Consider the following 16877-nt stretch of genomic DNA (forward strand, 5'->3'; position numbering starts at 1 on the left):
GAAGAACCAGGAGCAGCCCTTCATGGACAGCGCATCCTTCATCCCGGCCGCCATCGGGTGGGTCCTCGCGATCGCGATCATCATCTTCGTGCTGGTGACGATCGCCCGATCGATCAGGATCATCCCGCAGGCGACGGCGGGCATCGTCGAACGCCTCGGCCGGTACCACAAGACCCTCTCCCCGGGTCTGAACCTGCTGGTGCCGTTCGTCGACCGGCTCCGTCCGCTCATCGACATGCGCGAGCAGGTCGTCTCGTTCCCGCCGCAGCCGGTGATCACCGAGGACAACCTCGTCGTGTCGATCGACACGGTCGTCTACTTCCAGGTCACCGACGCGCGCGCCGCGACCTACGAGATCGCGAACTACCTCGGCGCGGTGGAGCAGCTCACCACGACCACGCTCCGCAACGTCGTCGGCGGCCTGAACCTCGAGGAGGCGCTGACCAGCCGCGACAACATCAACGGCCAGCTGCGGATCGTGCTCGACGAGGCCACCGGCAAGTGGGGCATCCGGGTGTCGCGCGTGGAGCTGAAGGCGATCGACCCGCCCGTGTCCATCCAGGACTCGATGGAGAAGCAGATGCGCGCCGAGCGCGACCGTCGTGCCGCGATCCTCACCGCCGAGGGCACGAAGCAGTCGCAGATCCTCGAGGCCGAGGGCCAGCGGCAGGCGGAGATCCTCCGCGCCGAGGGCGAGAAGCAGGCCGCGGTGCTCCGCGCCGAGGGCGAGGCGGAGGCGATCCAGAACGTCTTCAACGCCATCCACCAGGGTCAGCCGGACGACAAGCTGCTCGCCTACCAGTACCTGCAGATGCTGCCGAGGATCAGCGAGAGCGCGTCGAGCAAGCTGTGGATCATCCCCAGCGAGTTCACCGAGGCGCTGAAGAACTTCTCCGGCGCCTTCACGCCCGGCGCAGGCGGCACCACGCCGTTCACCCCGAAGCCCCCGGTCGCCTCCGGATCCGCGCCGACGACGCGCGCGGCCGCCGCCGCAGCCGTCACTCCCCCGTCCGCCGCACCCTCGGGAGACGTGTGACGCACCCGTACCTCGAGGGCGCGGCGACGCCACGAGTCCTCGCTCATCGCGGCCTCCCGGCTGCAGCGGGCGAGGACTCCTCCGTGTTCGACAACTCGGCACTCGCGCTCGCCGCGGCCGATGCCGCCGGCGCGCAGTACATCGAGACCGACTGCCGGCTCACGGCGGACGGCGACGTCGTGCTCTTCCACGACGAGACCCTCGAGCGGCTGCTCGGCGACCCGCGGCCGGTCGCGGAGGTCGGGACCCGGGAGCTCGAAGAGCTGTTCTCCCACCACGGCGGACTTCTCACGCTCCCGCACGCGTTGGACGCGTTCCCCCTGCTCCGGTTCAACATCGATGTGAAGGCGGAGGACGCCGCGGCGGGCATCGGCCGGGCCGTGGCGCCGCACGGCGCGCGCGTCCTGCTCACGAGCTTCCACGACCGCAACCGCCGTGCCGCTCTCGACGCCGCGGCGGCGGCCGGCGCCGAGCTGCTGCCCGCCTCCTCGGCCGGCCAGGTGACCATCGCCCTGCTGCTCGTCGCGTCCACGCTGCGGCTGGGCGCCTGGGTCCGACGGATCCTCCGCGGCATCGACGCGGTGCAGATCCCGGAGCGGTTCGGCGTGCTCCGCGTGTTCACGCCGGCCCTGGTCCGCGCCACGCATCGCGCGGGCGTCGAGGTGCACGTGTGGACGGTCAACGACCCCGAGCGGATGCAGATCCTGATCGCGGCCGGAGCCGACGGGATCGTGACCGACCGCGCGGACGTCGCGATCCGCACCCTGCAGCCGAACTGATACCCAGTCCGACCCCTGGTGGTACTCAGTGCCACTGCTCGACCCCCGCCTGGGGATCGACTGTGAAAGCCGTGATTGTTTCCTCCCCTCGCACCTCCTGCACAGCCGGGCCGGGTATACCTGAGGGCGACGAGAGGACCACACAATGGCAGATCGCAGCCTTCGAGGAATCCGACTCGGCGCCCAGAGCCTGCAGAGCGAAGAGGGCGTCGTCTTCATGGAGCGTCAGCAGACCTCCTACTCCTGTGACACCTGTGGCCACGTGACCACGCTGATGTTCGCCGCCGACGCGGAGCCGCCCGCCACCTGGGAGTGCCGCAACTGCGGTGCCGAGGCGCGCCTGCAGATCGACGGCAAGTCCGTCGAGGTCGAGGACAACAGCGACAAGACCGCTCGTACGCACTGGGACATGCTCCTGGAGCGTCGCACCCGTGCCGAGCTGGAGGAGCTCCTCGAGGAGCGCCTCGCCTTCATCCGCGCCCGCCGTGGCGCCGGTGAGGACCCGACCCGTGAGAGGATCGGCGCCTAAGCGCCCGATCCCCGCCGTCGCATCCGGGCGATCACGCCCGCGGCCGCGACGACGAGCAGGCCGCCCCAGAGCAGAGCCTGTTCGATCCACGGTCCCAGGATCACACCCGCCGTCGCCCCGGTGCGGAGCCCGACATCCTCGAGCATCGCACCGGGGCGATTCTCGTGCAGCGACGCCTGCGTGGATCCGTCCGGGCGGATGACCTGGCTCGTGCCGACCGTTGAGATGTTCACGACCGCGCGGCCCGTCTCGACGGCCCGCATACGGGCGACCGCGAGCTGCTGGAGGTTCTCGGCGGTGCCGCGGAAGTCGGCGTTGTTCGTCTGGAAGACGAGCACCTGAGCTCCCCCGTCGATGCCTTCGGCGATCAGGTCGTCGTAGATCACGTCGAAGCAGATCGCCAACCCGACCGGGATCCTGCCGACCCGGATCACCGGCGCGTCGTCACCCGGGGTGTACCCGCGGCCGATCAGCCCGATCAGCTCGGGTGCGATCGCGTTGTAGAACGCGCGGTCGGGCACGTACTCGCCGAACGGCACAGGATGACGCTTCGAGTGCGTCTGCACGTCCGAGCGGCTCAGATGGCCGTGCGACCCGGCCGGCCACAGGAACGACGTGTTGAAGAACTCGTCGCCCTTCTGCGTCGCGGCGTTCGCGAGGATCGGCGCGCGCACGCCGTCGGCCACGTCGTCGAGACCGTTCGCGAGCAGGTCGTCCTGGAACGGGTCCCCGTCGAGCCCTCCCTCCGGCCACACCAGAAGATCCATGCCCTTGCCGTACAGCGGTTCGGACGCGGCCGTCTGCGCGGCGATGACCGACATCGGCGCACGCCGATCGAAGTAGCCGGTCGGGCCGTTCCCCTGCACCGCTCCGATCCGCAGGGTGCCGTTCGGCGACGTCGGGAAGGCGGGCAGGAGGGCGAGCGCCACGGCCAGCAGCACCGGCACCGCCGCGCCGAGGGGCCGGGGTCGCCGACCGGATCGGAACAGCTCCACGAGGAGGGCCACGATCAGCACCATCACGAAACCGAGGCCGCTGATCCCGATCCAGCTCGTGACCCGCGCGGCCGGGGTGTCCGACAGGGTCAGCGCGATGCGCGCCCACGGGAAGCCGCCGTACGGCCAGTTGCCGAGGAACAGCTCGCGCCCGATCCACAGCGCGGCGAGAACGACCGAGAGCACCGCGGTGCGCAGCCGCCCGGGGCGGATGAGCACGGGGATCCACCGGTACGCGAGGGTCACCGGGATCAACGCCAGCGCCGTGAGCACACCCTCGAGAAGTCCCAGGGCGAGCCACGGGATCGGCCCCAGATAGCGCGACGTCCAGGACACCAGGATCAGGTAGAACACGGCGCCGTAGACGAAGCCGACGAGCAGCGACGACCACGCCCGCCGCCCGATCAGGGCGATCAGCAGCAGGGCGATCGCGGGGAACGCCGCGATCCAGATGGCCGGTTCCGGGAACGCCGCGTTCAGCAGCACTCCGGCCGCAGCCGCCGCGATCAGGGCCGCCCACAGCGGCAGCAGCGGGCGGGTCGGATCCGGGGTGGCGCGGGTCTCAGCCGGCGCGTCGGTGCGCGTCGCCACGATCACATCGAGGAGTAGGCGACGATGCCGCGGCGGACCCCGTCCAGGGCCGTGCGCGCGGTCCGGGCGGTCTCCGCGCTCGGTGCGACGATCGAGAGCTGGTCGAGCAGGTCGATGGTCTGCTTGGCCCAGCGCACGAAGTCGCCGGCGGCCATGTCGGCGTCCTCCAGGACGGCATCGAGGGTCATGCCGCGCGCCCAGGCGTACATCGCGCCGGCGAGCCCGGCGGACGGACGGTCCGAGCCGGGCAGCCGGTTGTCGTGCTCCAGGTCGTCGAGCTCCGCCCACAACTCCTGGGTGCGCTCCCACGCGATCCGGAAGCGCCCGCGCGGCAGATCGCGCGGATCCGCGGATCCGTCGTCGCGCCGCGGCTCGTAGACGAGGGCGCAGGCCATCGCGGCGAGCGACGGGCCGTCCAGACCGTCCCAGAGGCCGCGGCGCAGCGACTCCGCGACGAGGAGGTCGCGCTCGCCGTAGATCCGCTGCATCGTGCGCCCGGCGTCGGTGAGGGTCAGCGTCTCGCCATCGCCCTGCACGTAGCCGACCTCGGCGAGCACGTCGAGCACGCGGTCGAACACCCGCGCCACGGTGCCGGTGCGGTTCTCGATCTGACGGCGGGTGCGGTCGGTCTCGCGCTTGAGCTTCCAGTACCGCTCCGCCCAGCGCGCGTGCGCCTCCCGGTCGGGACAGCGGTGGCAGGCGTGCCGCTGCATCGCGCGGCGCAGCGACTCGATCTTCTGCAGCCGCTTGTCCCGCACGCCGCGCGGCGCCTGCTGGTCGGCGCGGTTCTTCTTCTCCAGGTCGCTGAGCTCGCGGCGGATCCCGGAGTACTCCGTGAAGTCGCCGCGGTCGCAGGTCATCGACGCGAGGTAGCCCTCGAGCGACGTCTCCGCCTCGCGCACGCTGCGGGCGAGACCGACGACGGCGCGGTCAGCCTGGAACTGGGCGAACGACGACTCCAGGACCTCCCGGGAGCGGGTGCGGCCGAACCGGTCGAGCAGGTTGACCGCCATGTTGTAGGTGGGCCGGAAGCTCGAGTTCAGCGGGTACGTGCGCCGGGATGCGAGCGCCGCCACGGCCTGCGGGTCCATGCCCTCGGTCCACTGCACGACCGCGTGACCCTCGACGTCGATTCCACGCCGCCCTGCGCGCCCGGTGAGCTGGGTGTACTCCCCCGACGTGATCGCGACCCGCGCCTCGCCGTTGAACTTCTCCATCCGCTCCAGCACGACGGTGCGGGCGGGCATGTTGATGCCGAGCGCGAGCGTCTCGGTCGCGAAGACGACCTTGAGCAGCCGCTGCTGGTAGAGCTCCTCGACGATCTCCTTGAAGGCGGGGAGCAGTCCGGCATGGTGCGAGGCGACGCCGCGTTCGAGGTTGTCCAGCCAGTCCCAGTAGCCCAGCACCGCGAGATCCTCGTCGCGGAGGGTGCGCACCCGGTCCTCGACGATCGCGCGGATCTCCTGCCGTTCCTCGGCCGTGGTGAGGCGCAGCCCGGAGCGGCGCACCTGCTGCACCGCCGCGTCGCAGCCCACCCGGCTGAAGATGAAGAAGATCGCCGGCAGCAGGTTCGCCCGGTCGAGCAGATCGACCACCTGCGGACGGTCCAGGCGCTCGATCCGGCGCACGTTCGCGGAGCGCACGGGGCGCCTGCCACCGCGCGGGGGGCGCTTCGCCTGTGCCCCGGCGTGACGCGCGCTGCGGTACTCCTGCGCGCTGCGGTTGCGCTCGTAGTTCTGTCCGCCGAAGGAACGGATCCGCAGCAGCTCCTGGTTCACCTGGGCCGTCGCCATGCCGGAGCGGCCGTCGAAGAGCGGTACCAGATCGTCGCGGACGAGAACGTGCTGCTCGAGAGGCACCGGACGGACCTCCGACACGATCACCTCGGTCCCGCCGCGGACGGTGTCGAGCCAGTCGCCGAACTCCTCGGCGTTGGACACGGTCGCGCTCAGCGACACGAGGCGCACGCTCGGCGGGAGGTGGATGATGACCTCTTCCCACACCGCACCCCGGAACCGGTCGGCGAGGTAGTGCACCTCGTCCATGATCACGTAGCGCAGGCCGTCGAGAGCGCGCGAGTCCGCGTAGATCATGTTCCGCAGCACCTCGGTCGTCATCACGACGATGCGGGCGGATCCGTTGATGTTCACGTCGCCGGTGAGCAGGCCCACCTCGTCGGCGCCGTACACGTCCACGAGTTCGCGGAACTTCTGGTTCGACAGGGCCTTCATCGGCGTCGTGTAGAACGCCTTGTCCCCGGGCGCGGTCATCGCCAGGTGGATCGCGAACTCTCCGACGATGGTCTTGCCCGCGCCGGTCGGCGCCGCGACGAGCACGCTGTTGCCCCGCTCGAGCGCGTGGCAGCCCTCGATCTGGAACGGGTCGAGCCGGAAGCGCTGGGAATCGGCGAAGGCGGACGTCGCGGGGTAGTCCTGAGCGGCGCGGGCGGCGGCGTAGCGATCCGCCGGCGAGGTCATACCGCGGACCCCTCGAGGAACTCCTTGTCGCGCTTGCGCTTGCGCCGGTCGAACAGCATGGAGAGGAAGGCCGCCGCGAAGAACAGGACGATGAGGATCCCGGCGAGCAGGAGCATGCTGACGATGTCGGCCGCGGGCGTGGCCAGCGCGGCGAACACGCAGGCGATGAGGACCGCGATGCGCCAGGCCTTCAGGATCCCCCGGCCGGACATGATCCCGGCCAGGTTCAGGGCGACGAGGAACACCGGGATGATGAACGAGACGCCGATCACGATCATCAGCTTGAAGACGAAGTCGTAGTAGTCCTGCGCGGCGTAGAAGTTCACGGCGCCCTTGGGCGTGAACCCCCACATCAACTCGATGATGTGGGGCATCACGAGCACGCCCACGTAGCAGCCGGCGAAGAACAGCGGCACCGCTGCTCCGACGAAGCCGAGCGTGTACTTGATCTCCTTCCTGGTCAGGCCGGGCATGATGAACGCCCAGATCTGCCAGAGCCACACGGGCGCGGAGAGGAAGATGCCGATCGCGAAGGCGATCCGCATGCGCATGTCGAACGCCGCGGTCACCGTGCCGAAGTTCAGCGCCGCGAAGTCGTCACCGCGTGCCTTCGCCACCTGACGGATCGGGTCGGTGATGAAGCTGATGATCGGATCCGTGATCAGGAACGCGACCACCATCGCGATCACCAGCGCCAGTGCGGCGATCACGAGACGTCGGCGCAACTCCAGCAGGTGTCCCCCGAGGGACATCGTGCGGTCGCGACTCGGCTTCTGCTTCGGCGTCGCGGAGGAGTCCCGGGCCACGCCTATCAGCGCGAAGAGTCGTCGTCGCGCGGCGACGGCGGGGTGGTGTCGTCAGCCTTGCTGTCGAGCTTCCCGTTCTCGCCGTTCTTGCGCGCTGCGTCCTCGTCCTTCATCGCGTTCATCTCGCCCTTGAAGACACGGGCGGACTGACCCATGCTCTTGGCGAGCGCGGGGAGCTTGGCGGCACCGAAGATCAGAAGAACGATGGCGAGGAGGATGAGCAGGTGCCATCCGGACAGTCCGGCGAACATGGTGATCTCCTGAAGGTTGAAGTTCCGGCAAGTCTATCGTCACTATAGGGCGGTTTGTTCGCTGTACAGCGCAATCCCAGCGCGCGCCCAGTCCCTTGCGGCGCCCCGGGCCGCGGCGGGCTCGAGGATCTCCACCGCCCCGCCGAACCGCGAGGCGAGGCGCTTCAGGCTGAGCGGGTCGCCGACGCGCAGGGTCGCGGTCACGACGCCGTCGTCCGCGTGCGCCTCGGCCCGGCTGAGATAGTCGCGCAGCAGCGGCGCCAGGTTCTCCGGGAACCGGATGACCGCCTCGCCGCTCTCGCCGTCGCCCGCGAACAGCTCGGGCACCGGCTCGTCGCCGTGCTCGATCGGGATCTCGGTGAGGCGCGGGGCGCTCACGCGGTCCAGGTGGAAGGTGCGCATCGCGCGACGCAGGTGGCACCACCCCTGCAGGTACCACTGGCCGTTCGTGATGAGCACCGTGACCGGGTCCACGGTGCGGGTCGTCGGCTCGGCGTCCGGCGCGCGATAGGTGAACGAGACGGCGACGTGCTCCTGCAGCGCGGTGGCGACGAGGGTGCGCACCTCGTCCACGGGCTCGGGCGCCACGATCACGTCGGCGGGCAGGCCCGCCGCGCCGCGAGAGAGTTTGGCGATGAGTCCCTGGACCACGCCGGAGTCGGCGACGCCGGGCACGGCGGAGGCGAGCTGCAGCCCCGCGACGAGGGCCGCGGCCTCGCGTGCGGTGAACTTCGGCACCCGGCGCAGGCCCACGTCGTTCGTGATCTCGATGATGCCCTGCTCGTCGAGCAGGTCCCAGTTGATGTCGAACAGCTCCTGCGGCGGCTGCCAGTAGCCCTCGTCACCGGGCAGGCCGATGACGGTGAGCTTCTCGACCATGGCGCGCATCTGCGGCACGGTCATGTCGAACTCGGCGGCCGCCTCGGCCAGCGAGACCTCGCCGCGCTCGAGCAGGTACGGCACGAGGGTGAGGTAGGCGCGCACCCGGTCCGAGGACAGCAGCGGCTTGCGATCGGCCATCAGGCACCGCCCGTCGCGAGCGGCTCGGCGTGCATCGCCGCCGCGGCCCGCAGCCGCGCGATCACGGCGTCGCGGAGCAGTTCCGGCTCGACCACCCGGACCTCGGGTCCGTATGAGGCGAGCTCGTCGGCGAGGATGTGCAGGTCCACGTACGGCAGCCGGATCCCCTGCACCGCAGGGTGGGCTCGGCGGCCGAGACGGAGCGCGGCCTCCGTGCCGGGGGTGACCTCGAGCAGAGCCGAGTGCGCGGCAGCGACCGCCTCGAGGCTCGCGAGGGCCCGTTCACCGGCGCCCTCGCGGAGCTCGGCGGGGAACGCGTCGTTCGTGACGGCGACGTCGCCGACGATGCGCGTGAGCAGGAACATGCGATCGCCGTGGGCGTCCACATCCCGCCCGAACACGTGCCAGCGCGCCTCGTACTCGACCAGCGCGAGCGGCTGCACATGGCGGCGGCGCGGCGCCTCCTCCCCCGGCTTCAGGTAGTCGAAGGCCACGGCGGTGCTGCGCTCGATCGCGCTCTGCAGGGGGGCGAACGCCGCGTCGCGGGCGGTGATCCGGGGGGCGAAGCCGATGATCGGCTCGTCCACGTCGATCCCGAGCGCGCGGATCTTGCGCACGCCCGCCTGGGCGTCGTTCGAGAGCGACTCCTCGCTCCACACGCTGCCGGCGAGGCGGAGCACCGCGAGTTCGGCGGGGGTGAAGTCGATGTCGACGGGCAGGTCGTATTCCGCTTTCGGAATGCGATAGCGCGCCTCACGCAGGTCGTTCGGATCCGCGTGGTCTCCGAGCGTCTCGATCGGGATGCCGAGCGCGCGCAGCTCGTCCTTGTCGCGCTCGAACATCTTCTCCAGCGCATCCGGCTTCGCGTCGCCGCGCTGCCGGTATCCGGACACCGACGCGAGGATCTGCTGCTTGGTCAGGCCGATCTCCGTGGCCATGAGCGCCACGACGAGATTCGTCAGGCGCTCCTCCGCAGGGATCCGCGCTGCCATCTACTGTCCTGAGGCCGCGGGCGCGTCGATGCCGAGGATGTCGACGACGAAGACGAGGGTGGCGTTCGGGCCGACCGAACCGCCGCCCTGCGCGCCGTAGCCGTCCTTGGGCGGCACCACGAGCATCACCTGCGATCCCACGGTCTTGCCGGTCAGGCCCTTGGCGAACCCGGGGATGACCTGGTTCAGCGCGAAGCTCGCGGACTGCTTGTCCCACGAGGAGTCGAAGACCTTGCGGGTGTCCCAGTCCACACCGGTGTACTGCACGCGGACGGTGTCGGTGTCCTTGACCTTCGGACCGTTGCCGCGGATGAGGGTCTGCGCGACGAGGGTCGTCGGCTTCTTCGCGTCGGGAACGATGATGCCGGGGCGGCCGTCGGGAGCGCGCACCACGGTCGGCAGGCCCAGCGCGTCGTTGTACTCGAGCGAGCCCTCGGCGTGCGGGAGGTAGACCTTGAGCACGTCGACGACCGCGACGACGGAGTCGCCGGAGGTCAGGTTCAGGCCACTGGCGAGCTGCGAGGAGAGGTCGCCGAACGGGATGCCCGCGATGATCCGCGAACCCGCGGTGGCGCACTGCAGCGCCGTGCCGATGCCCTTCGCCTGCGACGCCCAGCTCGCGACATCGCCGACGCGGGAGGTGTCGCCGTTGAACTCGGTCGCGACGAGCTGCTTGCCGGTCCGGCCGCTGTACAGCGCCACGTCGGCGACGAGAGGCTGGTGCTGCGCCGTGATCCGCGTCCCCTTGCCGGCGGTCAGCACGTCGACCGTGGTGCTCTGCACGTGCATGGGCGTGTCGACGGTCACAGTCGGAGCCTTCCCGACCGCGCCCGTGACCGTCACCGATCCGGTGAGTCTCGAAGAGCTCGACGGGCAGCCCTTGCCGTCGAACGACGGGGCACCGGAGCAGCCCGTCAGCGCGAGGGCGGCGAGGCCGAGGGTGATCAGAGCAGCGGCAGTCTTACGCACGCGCTCCAGTCTATGCGGATGGATCCGATGCTCCGTCCGCCCCCGGCGCCGCGTCACCGGATGCGGCCAGCCGGGCTCCACCCGCCGCACGCTGGGCCTCTCGGACCCGCTTGCGCAGGTTCTTGTCGGTGATCTCCCGGTCCCCCACGGCGCCCGGAGTCCACAGCTCGACGTCCTCGTCGCCGTAGGTCGGCTTCTTCGCGGCACGGCGTTTGACGTCGGGCGGGATCGCGCCGGGGGCGAGCCTGCGTGCGGTGATCAGGAATCCCGTGTGCGCGACCATGCGGTGATCCGGCCGGACGGCGAGTCCCTCGACGTGCCAGCCGCGCACCATCGTCTCCGAGGCCTCGGGGTCGGTGAACAGCCCGGTCCCGCGGACGTACTCGGCCACACGGGAGAGCTGGGTGGCCGTCGCGACGTAGCAGAGCACCACACCACCGGGGGCGAGGGCCTCCGCGACCACGTCGATGCATTCCCACGGCGCCAGCATGTCCAGCACGACCCGGTCGACCGTTCCCGCGGCGAACTCGCCCGGCAGCGCCTCCTGCAGGTCGCCGACGACGACGCGCCAGGAGTCGGGCAGTTCGCCGAGGAACGTCTCGACGTTGGCGGTCGCGACCTCGGCGAAATCGTCGCGGCGCTCGAACGACACCAGCCGCCCGGTCGGCCCGATCGCGCGGAGCAGGGAGAGCGACAGCGCGCCGGACCCCACCCCCGCCTCGACCACGGTCGCCCCGGGGAACACGTCGGCCTGCGTGACGATCTGCGCGGCGTCCTTCGGGTAGACGATCGCGGCTCCGCGCGGCATCGACATGACGAAGTCGCGCAGCAGCGGACGCAGCGCCAGGTACTCGTTGCCCGAGCTGTTGGCCACGACGGATCCGTCGGGGAGCCCGATCAGGTCGCGGTGGAAGAGCACGCCGTGGTGGGTGTGCAGCTCGCCCTCGGCGCGCAGCGTGATCGTGTGCATGCGGCCCTTCGGGCCGGTCAGCTGCACGCGGTCGCCCTCGCGGAACGGCCCGCTCGGCCGCTGCGAGGTCACGATGCGGCCCCCGCCCGGCAGCTGCGGGCACGGCCGAACTCGGCGAAGAGGTCGTCCACGGTGCGCCCCTCGAAGGTGTCCCAGATCGCGTCGGCGCCGACGCCGTCCAGGTCCACCAGATGCGGCACCCCGATCGCGACCGCCTGCGAGGCGACCGCAGCCTGGAGTCCGGTGCGGGAGTCCTCCAGCGCGATCGTGTCGGCGATGTCGACGCCGAGGAGTTCGGCCGCCCTGAGGTACGGGTCGGGGAACGGTTTGGGGCGCTCGACGTCGTCGCCGCCGACGATCACGTCGAAGGCGTCGAATCCGATCAGGTCGACGATGTCCTCGGCCATGCGCCGCAGCGACATCGTCACGAGCCCGGTGCGGATCCCCGCGTCCCGCAGGCCCCGCAGCATCTCCCGGGCGCCGGGACGGAACGGGACGCCGTCCTTCTGCAGACGCACCCTGACGCGCTCGGTGAGCTCGTCGACGATCTCGACCGCGCCCATCCGCACCCCCGCGCCCTGGAGCACGATGGCGCTGTCGATCAGCCCGTTGCCGACGAGCTCCAGCGCCTGCTCGTGCGACCAGGTGCCGCCGAAGGACTCGATGAGGTCGGTCTCGGCGTCCATCCAGTAGGGCTCGGTGTTGACGAGGGTTCCGTCCATGTCCCAGAGGACCGCATGAGGGTGCTGTGTCACTGCTCCATCGTAGCGATCGCCCGCGCCCGTTCCGCCGGCGGGGGCTACCCTGGACGGAGCCCGCGGAGTGGATCGCGGGCCGAGAGGAATGTCGTGCAGGTACTCGGATCCCGGATCGTCGTCGCCGCCTTCGACGGGTGGAACGACGCAGGAGAGGCCGCGACCGCCGCCGTCGGTCAGATCGACGCCGGCCACGGCTACGACGTGGTGCACGCCGTCGACCCCGAGCTGTACTTCGACTACCAGTGGGCGCGACCGACGCTGAAGCGGTCGACCGACGGCACCCGCAGCCTGCGCTGGCCCGAGGCGCGCATGCTCCGTCCGACCGACGAGCAGGCCGAGCCGCGGCTCTGGCTGCTCACCGGGACCGAGCCCGCGCGCGCCTGGCAGGCGTTCAGCGCCGAGTTCATCGACGTCGCGCTCACCGAGGACATCACCGGGTTCGTGACGCTCGGCGCGATGCTCTCGGACGTGCCGCACACCCGGCCGATCTCGATCTTCGCGTCGAGCGAGAACGCCGAGGTGCGCGAGGCGCTGGGGATCGAGCGCTCCACGTACGAGGGCCCGATCGGGATCCTCTCCGCGCTCGAGCACGCCGCCGAGCAGGCGGGGATCCCGGCCCTGTCGCTGTGGGCGAACGTGCCGCACTACGTGCAGACCGGCGGCTCCTCCCCGAAGGCCACGCTGGCGCTGCTGGACCGGCTGCACGAGGTGACCGGGGTCGACGTGCCCCGCGGTCAGCTCGCGACCGAGGCGGCGATGTGGGAGGCGACGATCGACGCCGCCGCCGCGGAGGACGAGGAGATGGCCGCCTACATCGAGCAGCTGGAGACCAAGCGCGACACGTGGGAGTCCCCGGACGCGTCCGGCGAGGCGATCGCGCAGGCCTTCGAGCGGTTCTTCCGGCGCAACGGCGAGGGTCCGGGCGACCACAAGCCGGGTCCGGGCGACCACAAGCGCTGAGCGCCGCCGGGCGTCGGGCGACCGCCGCCCGCTGAGGGGTGCCCGTCAACCCTTGAGAACGCCCGTGCCCAGCAGGATCAGCAGCGCGATGCCGAGCAGGATCCGGTAGACGACGAACGGCAGGAAGCTGCGCTGCGAGATCCAGCGCATGAAGAAGGCGATCACGCCGAGGCCGACCACGAACGCGATCCCGGTCGCCGCGAGCGTCTCGCCCGGCGAGAACACGCCGGGCGCGCCGATGCCCTTCACCAGTTCGTAGAATCCGGATCCGAACACGGCGGGGATCGCGAGCAGGAACGCGTACCGGGCGGCCGCCGCGCGCTCGTAGCCGAGCAGCAGGCCCGCGGTGATCGTGCCCCCGGAGCGCGACACTCCGGGGATCAGGGCGAGCGACTGCGCCAGCCCGTACACGATGCCGTGGCCGAGGGTGAGATCCCCGAGCCGGCGCCGGTGGGCGCCGATCGCGTCCGCGACGCCCAGCAGCACGCCGAACCCGATCAGCATCGCGGCGACGAGCCAGAGCGCGCGGAACACGGTCTCGATCTGGTCCTTCAGGACCAGCCCGAGCACGACGATCGGGATGCTGCCGATGATGATCAGCCAGCCCATCCGGGCTTCGGGGTCGTTCCGGGGGATCCGTCCGCGCAGCGCGAGCAGCCAGTGCCGCACGATCCGCACGATGTCGCGCCAGAAGAACACCACGACCGCGGCCTCGGTGCCGATCTGGGTGATCGCGGTGAACTCGGCACCGGGGTCCTCGATCTGCGGCAGGAACGCCCCGACGATGCGCAGGTGCGCGCTGGACGAGACCGGCAGGAACTCGGTGAGTCCCTGCACGATGCCGAGGAGGATGGCTTCGAGGAGGTGCATGGATCGCTTTCGCGTCGTGCGCCGGCCGCAGGGGCTCGGTGCGCGGACGCCGGTCGGAACGTCGGTCAGTAGGTGCGCAGCAGATCGGTGAGCACCCGCTGGCCGAACACCAGCGACTCCACCGGGACCCGCTCGTCGATGCCGTGGAACATGCCGGTGAAGTCCAGATCGGCGGGCAGCCGCAGCGGCGCGAATCCGTAGCCGGTGATGCCCAGGCACTTCAGCGCCTTGTTGTCGGTGCCGGCGCCGAGCAGGTACGGGATCACCGGGACGCCGGGGTCGTGCCTGCCGAGGGCCGCGACCATGGCGTCGACGAGGGAACCCTCGAACGGCGTCTCCATGCCGATGTCCTGCACGACCATCTCGAGTTCGACGTCCTCGCCGACGAGGGCGCGGAGCTGATCCAGCACCTCGTCCTCCATGCCCGGGATGACGCGCACGTCGATGAGGGCCTCGGCACGCTCGGGGATCACGTTGTGCTTGTATCCGGCCTGCAGCACGGTCGGGTTCGTGGTCGTGCGCAGGGTCGAGCGCAGGAACGCCTCCGCGGGGCCGGCCGTGGCGACGAGCGCGTCAGGGTCGTCCACCGGCAGTCCGGTGATCCCGCTCATCCGGTCGAGGAAGTCGCGCGTGGTGTCGGTCAGGCGGATCGGCCACTGCGTGCGGCCGATCTTCGCGACGACCTCGGCGAGCTTCGTGACCGCATTGTCGGGGTGGAACCGGCTGCCGTGCCCTGCGCGGCCGCGGGCGACCAGCCGGATCCACATGAGCGCCTTCTCACCCACCTGCAGCAGGTAGGCACGGCGGTCTCCGACGGGGATCGAGTAGCCGCCGACCTCGCTGATCGCCTCGGTCGCCCCGGCGAACCATTCGGGGCGGTTCTGCACGACCAGCGCGGATCCCTCCACGCCGCCGTTCTCCTCGTCGGCGAAGAAGGCCAGGATCAGATCGCGCTCGGGCTGCTCCCCCGCGCGGAGGATCTCCGCGACCGAGGTGAGGATCATCGCGTCCATGTTCTTCATGTCGACCGCGCCGCGGCCCCAGAGCATGCCGTCGCGCACGACGCCCGCGAACGGATCCACCGACCAGTCGTCGGCCATCGCCGGGACGACATCGAGATGGCCGTGCACGACGAGGGCGGGCTTGTCCCGGTTGCGTCCCCGCACGCGGGCCATCACGTTGGTGCGGCGCGGGATCGGCTCGTAGTACTCGGGCTCGAGTCCGAGCGACTCCAGGTAGGCGCCAACGTATTCGGCGGCCTCGCGCTCGCCCCGCGCGTCGCCGCCGCCGAAGTTCGACGTGTCGAAGCGGATGAGCTCGGCGGCGATCCGGGCGACCTCGGGCAGTTCGGCATCGGTGTCGGGCATGAGCCCAGGCTATCGGAGGGCGGCGACGCGCCCGAGGTGCGCCCTGGTTCGAGCACCCCTCCGGAACGTGCTAATCTCGATCTTCGGTTGGGAACAGCCGAAAACACCAGCGCGGGTGGCGGAATAGGTAGACGCGCTAGCTTGAGGTGCTAGTGCCCGCATAGGGCGTGGGGGTTCAAGTCCCCCCTCGCGCACGGTTGTGATGTCTCAGGACATCGTGAACGGATGAACCCCCGGTTTCGGGGGTTCATCCGTTTTTGCGTTGGTAGCTGCGGGTGGGGTCGAGGGTGAAGTCGGCGAGGATTTCGCCGGTGGCCGTGGCGATGATCGTGGCGTTGTCGTTGTGGACGAGGCAGATGATCTCGACGCGGGTGTGTGCTCTGCCGATGCCGAGGTGCAAGAGGCGGCCGGTGTGGCGGAGGGTGATCTTCCCGTCGTTGTCGATGGTGTCGTAGCGGACGCGCCAGATGCCGGGGTCCTCGGGCGCGGTCGGGGTCGCTTTCGGGATCAGCTGGTAGGCGAACGCGGGGGTGTGACGGCCGATGGCGCGGTGTGGGCGGGCGTGGTTGTAGTGGTCGCGGAACGCGTCGAGGGTGGCCTGCAGCTCGAGCAGGGACCGAGCTGGTCGGGTGGCGAGGTGCTTCTTCAGCGTCTGCCAGAACCTTTCGATCTTGCCTTGCGTGGTGGGTTTGAACGGCTTCCCGTTCTTCTGGGTGATGCCCAGGGTGGCGAGCAGGGTCTCGAATCCGTTCCCGCCGCCGTCGCCGCGGCCTCGGCCGCCGCGGGCGAGGCGGGTGGTGTAGACCATGCCGTTGTCGGTCAGTGTGGCGGCCGGGTAGCCGTGTTCGGTCGCGGTGGTGGTGAACGTGTCGGTCACGGTGCGGCCGGTGACGCGGCGGTGCGCGGTCAGGTGCAGCAGGTAGCGGGAGTGGTCATCGAGCCAGCCGATGACCTCGACCTCTTGCCCGGTGGTGAGGGTCACGTGGGTGAAGTCGGATTGCCAGAGCTCGTTGGGGCGGTCCGCGGTGAACCGGCGCCAGGACGAGCGGGGCCGCTTCTGCGGCTGCGGGCTGACCCGGCCGGCCGCGGTGAGGATCCGCCAGACCGTTGCCCGGGAGACGGTGACCCGTTCCCGGGCGAGCAGTTCCGCGATCGTGTCCGCGCCGTTGTCCAGTCCAGCGGCGGCGAGCTGATCGCGCAGGGCGAGGATCCGCTCCCGCACGGTGGGGGCGGTGCGGTTCGGGCTGGCGTGCGGGCGCCGCGATCTCGGCTCGAACGCGCCGTCTCCTTCCTCGAGCCACCGGTGGTGCAGCTTATGCACGAGGGTCTTGGAGACCCCGTAACGGCGGGCGACCTCGCCGTAGGACAGCTTCTGGACGGTGACGGCTTTGATCAGCACTTCGTACTTGGCCACCGTTCACGATGTCCTGAGACATCCGCCGCCACACGCGCGGGCCGTTCACGATGTCCCGAGACAGCCGTTCACGATGTCCTGAACCCAGACACC

16 protein-coding genes and 1 tRNA gene are annotated in these 16877 nt (G+C 70.5%); 5 read left to right on the forward strand and 12 right to left on the reverse strand.

Annotated features, from left to right (window positions below; all coding sequences use genetic code 11):
• Positions 1-22: 22 nt before the first annotated feature.
• The 3 genes from RBR11_RS02815 to RBR11_RS02825 all read left to right on the forward strand — a co-directional run bounded on the left by RBR11_RS02815 (position 23) and on the right by RBR11_RS02825 (position 2344).
• Positions 23-1036 carry an SPFH domain-containing protein gene (locus RBR11_RS02815; protein ID WP_308487766.1) on the forward strand — a complete coding sequence of 338 codons (1014 nt, stop codon included), beginning with the start codon at positions 23-25 and terminating at the stop codon, positions 1034-1036.
• Positions 1033-1815, forward strand: a complete 783-nt coding sequence (locus RBR11_RS02820) for a glycerophosphodiester phosphodiesterase family protein (protein WP_308487767.1) — start codon at positions 1033-1035, stop codon at positions 1813-1815. The genes RBR11_RS02815 and RBR11_RS02820 overlap by 4 nt, the downstream gene beginning before the upstream one ends.
• A 145-nt stretch (positions 1816-1960) precedes the next feature.
• Positions 1961-2344 (forward strand): RNA polymerase-binding protein RbpA, encoded by a 384-nt coding sequence (locus RBR11_RS02825; RefSeq protein WP_308487768.1) that lies wholly within the window; start codon positions 1961-1963, stop codon positions 2342-2344.
• Here RBR11_RS02825 and lnt read toward each other — a convergent pair.
• The 9 genes from lnt to RBR11_RS02870 are packed head-to-tail and all read right to left on the reverse strand — an operon-like array spanning position 2341 to position 12170.
• The gene (gene lnt / locus RBR11_RS02830) at positions 2341-3930 is read right to left on the reverse strand and encodes an apolipoprotein N-acyltransferase (protein WP_308487769.1); all 1590 of its coding nucleotides are present in this window, start codon (positions 3928-3930) and stop codon (positions 2341-2343) included. The genes RBR11_RS02825 and lnt overlap by 4 nt on opposite strands.
• Positions 3931-3932: 2 nt before the next feature.
• Positions 3933-6407: a DEAD/DEAH box helicase gene (locus RBR11_RS02835; RefSeq protein ID WP_308487770.1), complete on the reverse strand. Its 2475-nt coding sequence runs from the start codon at positions 6405-6407 to the stop codon at positions 3933-3935.
• Positions 6404-7159, reverse strand: coding sequence for a twin-arginine translocase subunit TatC (gene tatC / locus RBR11_RS02840; protein WP_308487803.1), 756 nt, complete (start codon positions 7157-7159; stop codon positions 6404-6406). Before tatC ends, RBR11_RS02835 begins: the two co-directional genes overlap by 4 nt.
• Positions 7160-7218: 59 nt before the next feature.
• Positions 7219-7464, reverse strand: a complete 246-nt coding sequence (gene tatA / locus RBR11_RS02845; RefSeq protein ID WP_308487771.1) for a twin-arginine translocase TatA/TatE family subunit — start codon at positions 7462-7464, stop codon at positions 7219-7221.
• Positions 7465-7506: 42 nt separating this feature from the next.
• On the reverse strand, positions 7507-8484 hold the full coding sequence (locus RBR11_RS02850) for a helix-turn-helix transcriptional regulator (RefSeq protein WP_308487772.1): 978 nt from the start codon (positions 8482-8484) through the stop codon (positions 7507-7509).
• Positions 8484-9476 (reverse strand): helix-turn-helix transcriptional regulator, encoded by a 993-nt coding sequence (locus RBR11_RS02855; RefSeq protein ID WP_308487773.1) that lies wholly within the window; start codon positions 9474-9476, stop codon positions 8484-8486. The genes RBR11_RS02850 and RBR11_RS02855 overlap by 1 nt, the downstream gene beginning before the upstream one ends.
• The gene (locus tag RBR11_RS02860; protein ID WP_308487774.1) at positions 9477-10445 is read right to left on the reverse strand and encodes an FKBP-type peptidyl-prolyl cis-trans isomerase; all 969 of its coding nucleotides are present in this window, start codon (positions 10443-10445) and stop codon (positions 9477-9479) included.
• A gap of 10 nt (positions 10446-10455) precedes the next feature.
• Entirely contained in the window at positions 10456-11487 is a 1032-nt protein-coding gene (locus RBR11_RS02865; protein WP_373889758.1) for a tRNA (adenine-N1)-methyltransferase, read from the reverse strand.
• Positions 11484-12170 (reverse strand): HAD family hydrolase, encoded by a 687-nt coding sequence (locus RBR11_RS02870; protein WP_373889759.1) that lies wholly within the window; start codon positions 12168-12170, stop codon positions 11484-11486. Before RBR11_RS02870 ends, RBR11_RS02865 begins: the two co-directional genes overlap by 4 nt.
• Before the next feature lie 93 nt (positions 12171-12263).
• Between RBR11_RS02870 and RBR11_RS02875 the strand changes: the two genes are divergently transcribed.
• On the forward strand, positions 12264-13133 hold the full coding sequence (locus RBR11_RS02875; protein WP_308487775.1) for a PAC2 family protein: 870 nt from the start codon (positions 12264-12266) through the stop codon (positions 13131-13133).
• A gap of 45 nt (positions 13134-13178) precedes the next feature.
• Here RBR11_RS02875 and RBR11_RS02880 read toward each other — a convergent pair whose 3' ends face one another.
• Positions 13179-14003 carry an undecaprenyl-diphosphate phosphatase gene (locus RBR11_RS02880; protein ID WP_308487776.1) on the reverse strand — a complete coding sequence of 275 codons (825 nt, stop codon included), beginning with the start codon at positions 14001-14003 and terminating at the stop codon, positions 13179-13181.
• A 65-nt stretch (positions 14004-14068) separates the two neighbouring features.
• The gene (locus tag RBR11_RS02885; protein ID WP_308487777.1) at positions 14069-15370 is read right to left on the reverse strand and encodes a M20/M25/M40 family metallo-hydrolase; all 1302 of its coding nucleotides are present in this window, start codon (positions 15368-15370) and stop codon (positions 14069-14071) included.
• 109 nt (positions 15371-15479) lie between these two features.
• Here RBR11_RS02885 and RBR11_RS02890 point away from each other — a divergent pair.
• A tRNA-Leu gene (locus tag RBR11_RS02890) sits at positions 15480-15564 on the forward strand.
• A gap of 53 nt (positions 15565-15617) precedes the next feature.
• On the opposite strand, the gene RBR11_RS02895 is transcribed toward RBR11_RS02890, so the two are convergent.
• On the reverse strand, positions 15618-16784 hold the full coding sequence (locus tag RBR11_RS02895) for an IS481 family transposase (protein WP_308487778.1): 1167 nt from the start codon (positions 16782-16784) through the stop codon (positions 15618-15620).
• Positions 16785-16877: the final 93 nt, after the last annotated feature.

Origin of the sequence: Microbacterium capsulatum, from assembly GCF_030865425.1 — a bacterium.
Classification (GTDB): domain Bacteria; phylum Actinomycetota; class Actinomycetes; order Actinomycetales; family Microbacteriaceae; genus Microbacterium; species Microbacterium capsulatum.

Bases quoted from the DNA above. Each gene is read 5' to 3' on its own strand.
- RBR11_RS02815 (WP_308487766.1), top strand. From the start codon at position 23: ATGGACAGCGCATCCTTCATCCCGGCCGCCATCGGGTGGGTCCTCGCG.
- RBR11_RS02825 (WP_308487768.1), top strand. From the start codon at position 1,961: ATGGCAGATCGCAGCCTTCGAGGAATCCGACTCGGCGCCCAGAGCCTG.
- RBR11_RS02835 (WP_308487770.1), bottom strand. From the start codon at position 6,407: ATGACCTCGCCGGCGGATCGCTACGCCGCCGCCCGCGCCGCTCAGGAC.
- tatC (WP_308487803.1), bottom strand. From the start codon at position 7,159: ATGTCCCTCGGGGGACACCTGCTGGAGTTGCGCCGACGTCTCGTGATC.
- tatA (WP_308487771.1), bottom strand. From the start codon at position 7,464: ATGTTCGCCGGACTGTCCGGATGGCACCTGCTCATCCTCCTCGCCATC.
- RBR11_RS02850 (WP_308487772.1), bottom strand. From the start codon at position 8,484: ATGGCCGATCGCAAGCCGCTGCTGTCCTCGGACCGGGTGCGCGCCTAC.
- RBR11_RS02855 (WP_308487773.1), bottom strand. From the start codon at position 9,476: ATGGCAGCGCGGATCCCTGCGGAGGAGCGCCTGACGAATCTCGTCGTG.
- RBR11_RS02880 (WP_308487776.1), bottom strand. From the start codon at position 14,003: ATGCACCTCCTCGAAGCCATCCTCCTCGGCATCGTGCAGGGACTCACC.
- RBR11_RS02885 (WP_308487777.1), bottom strand. From the start codon at position 15,370: ATGCCCGACACCGATGCCGAACTGCCCGAGGTCGCCCGGATCGCCGCC.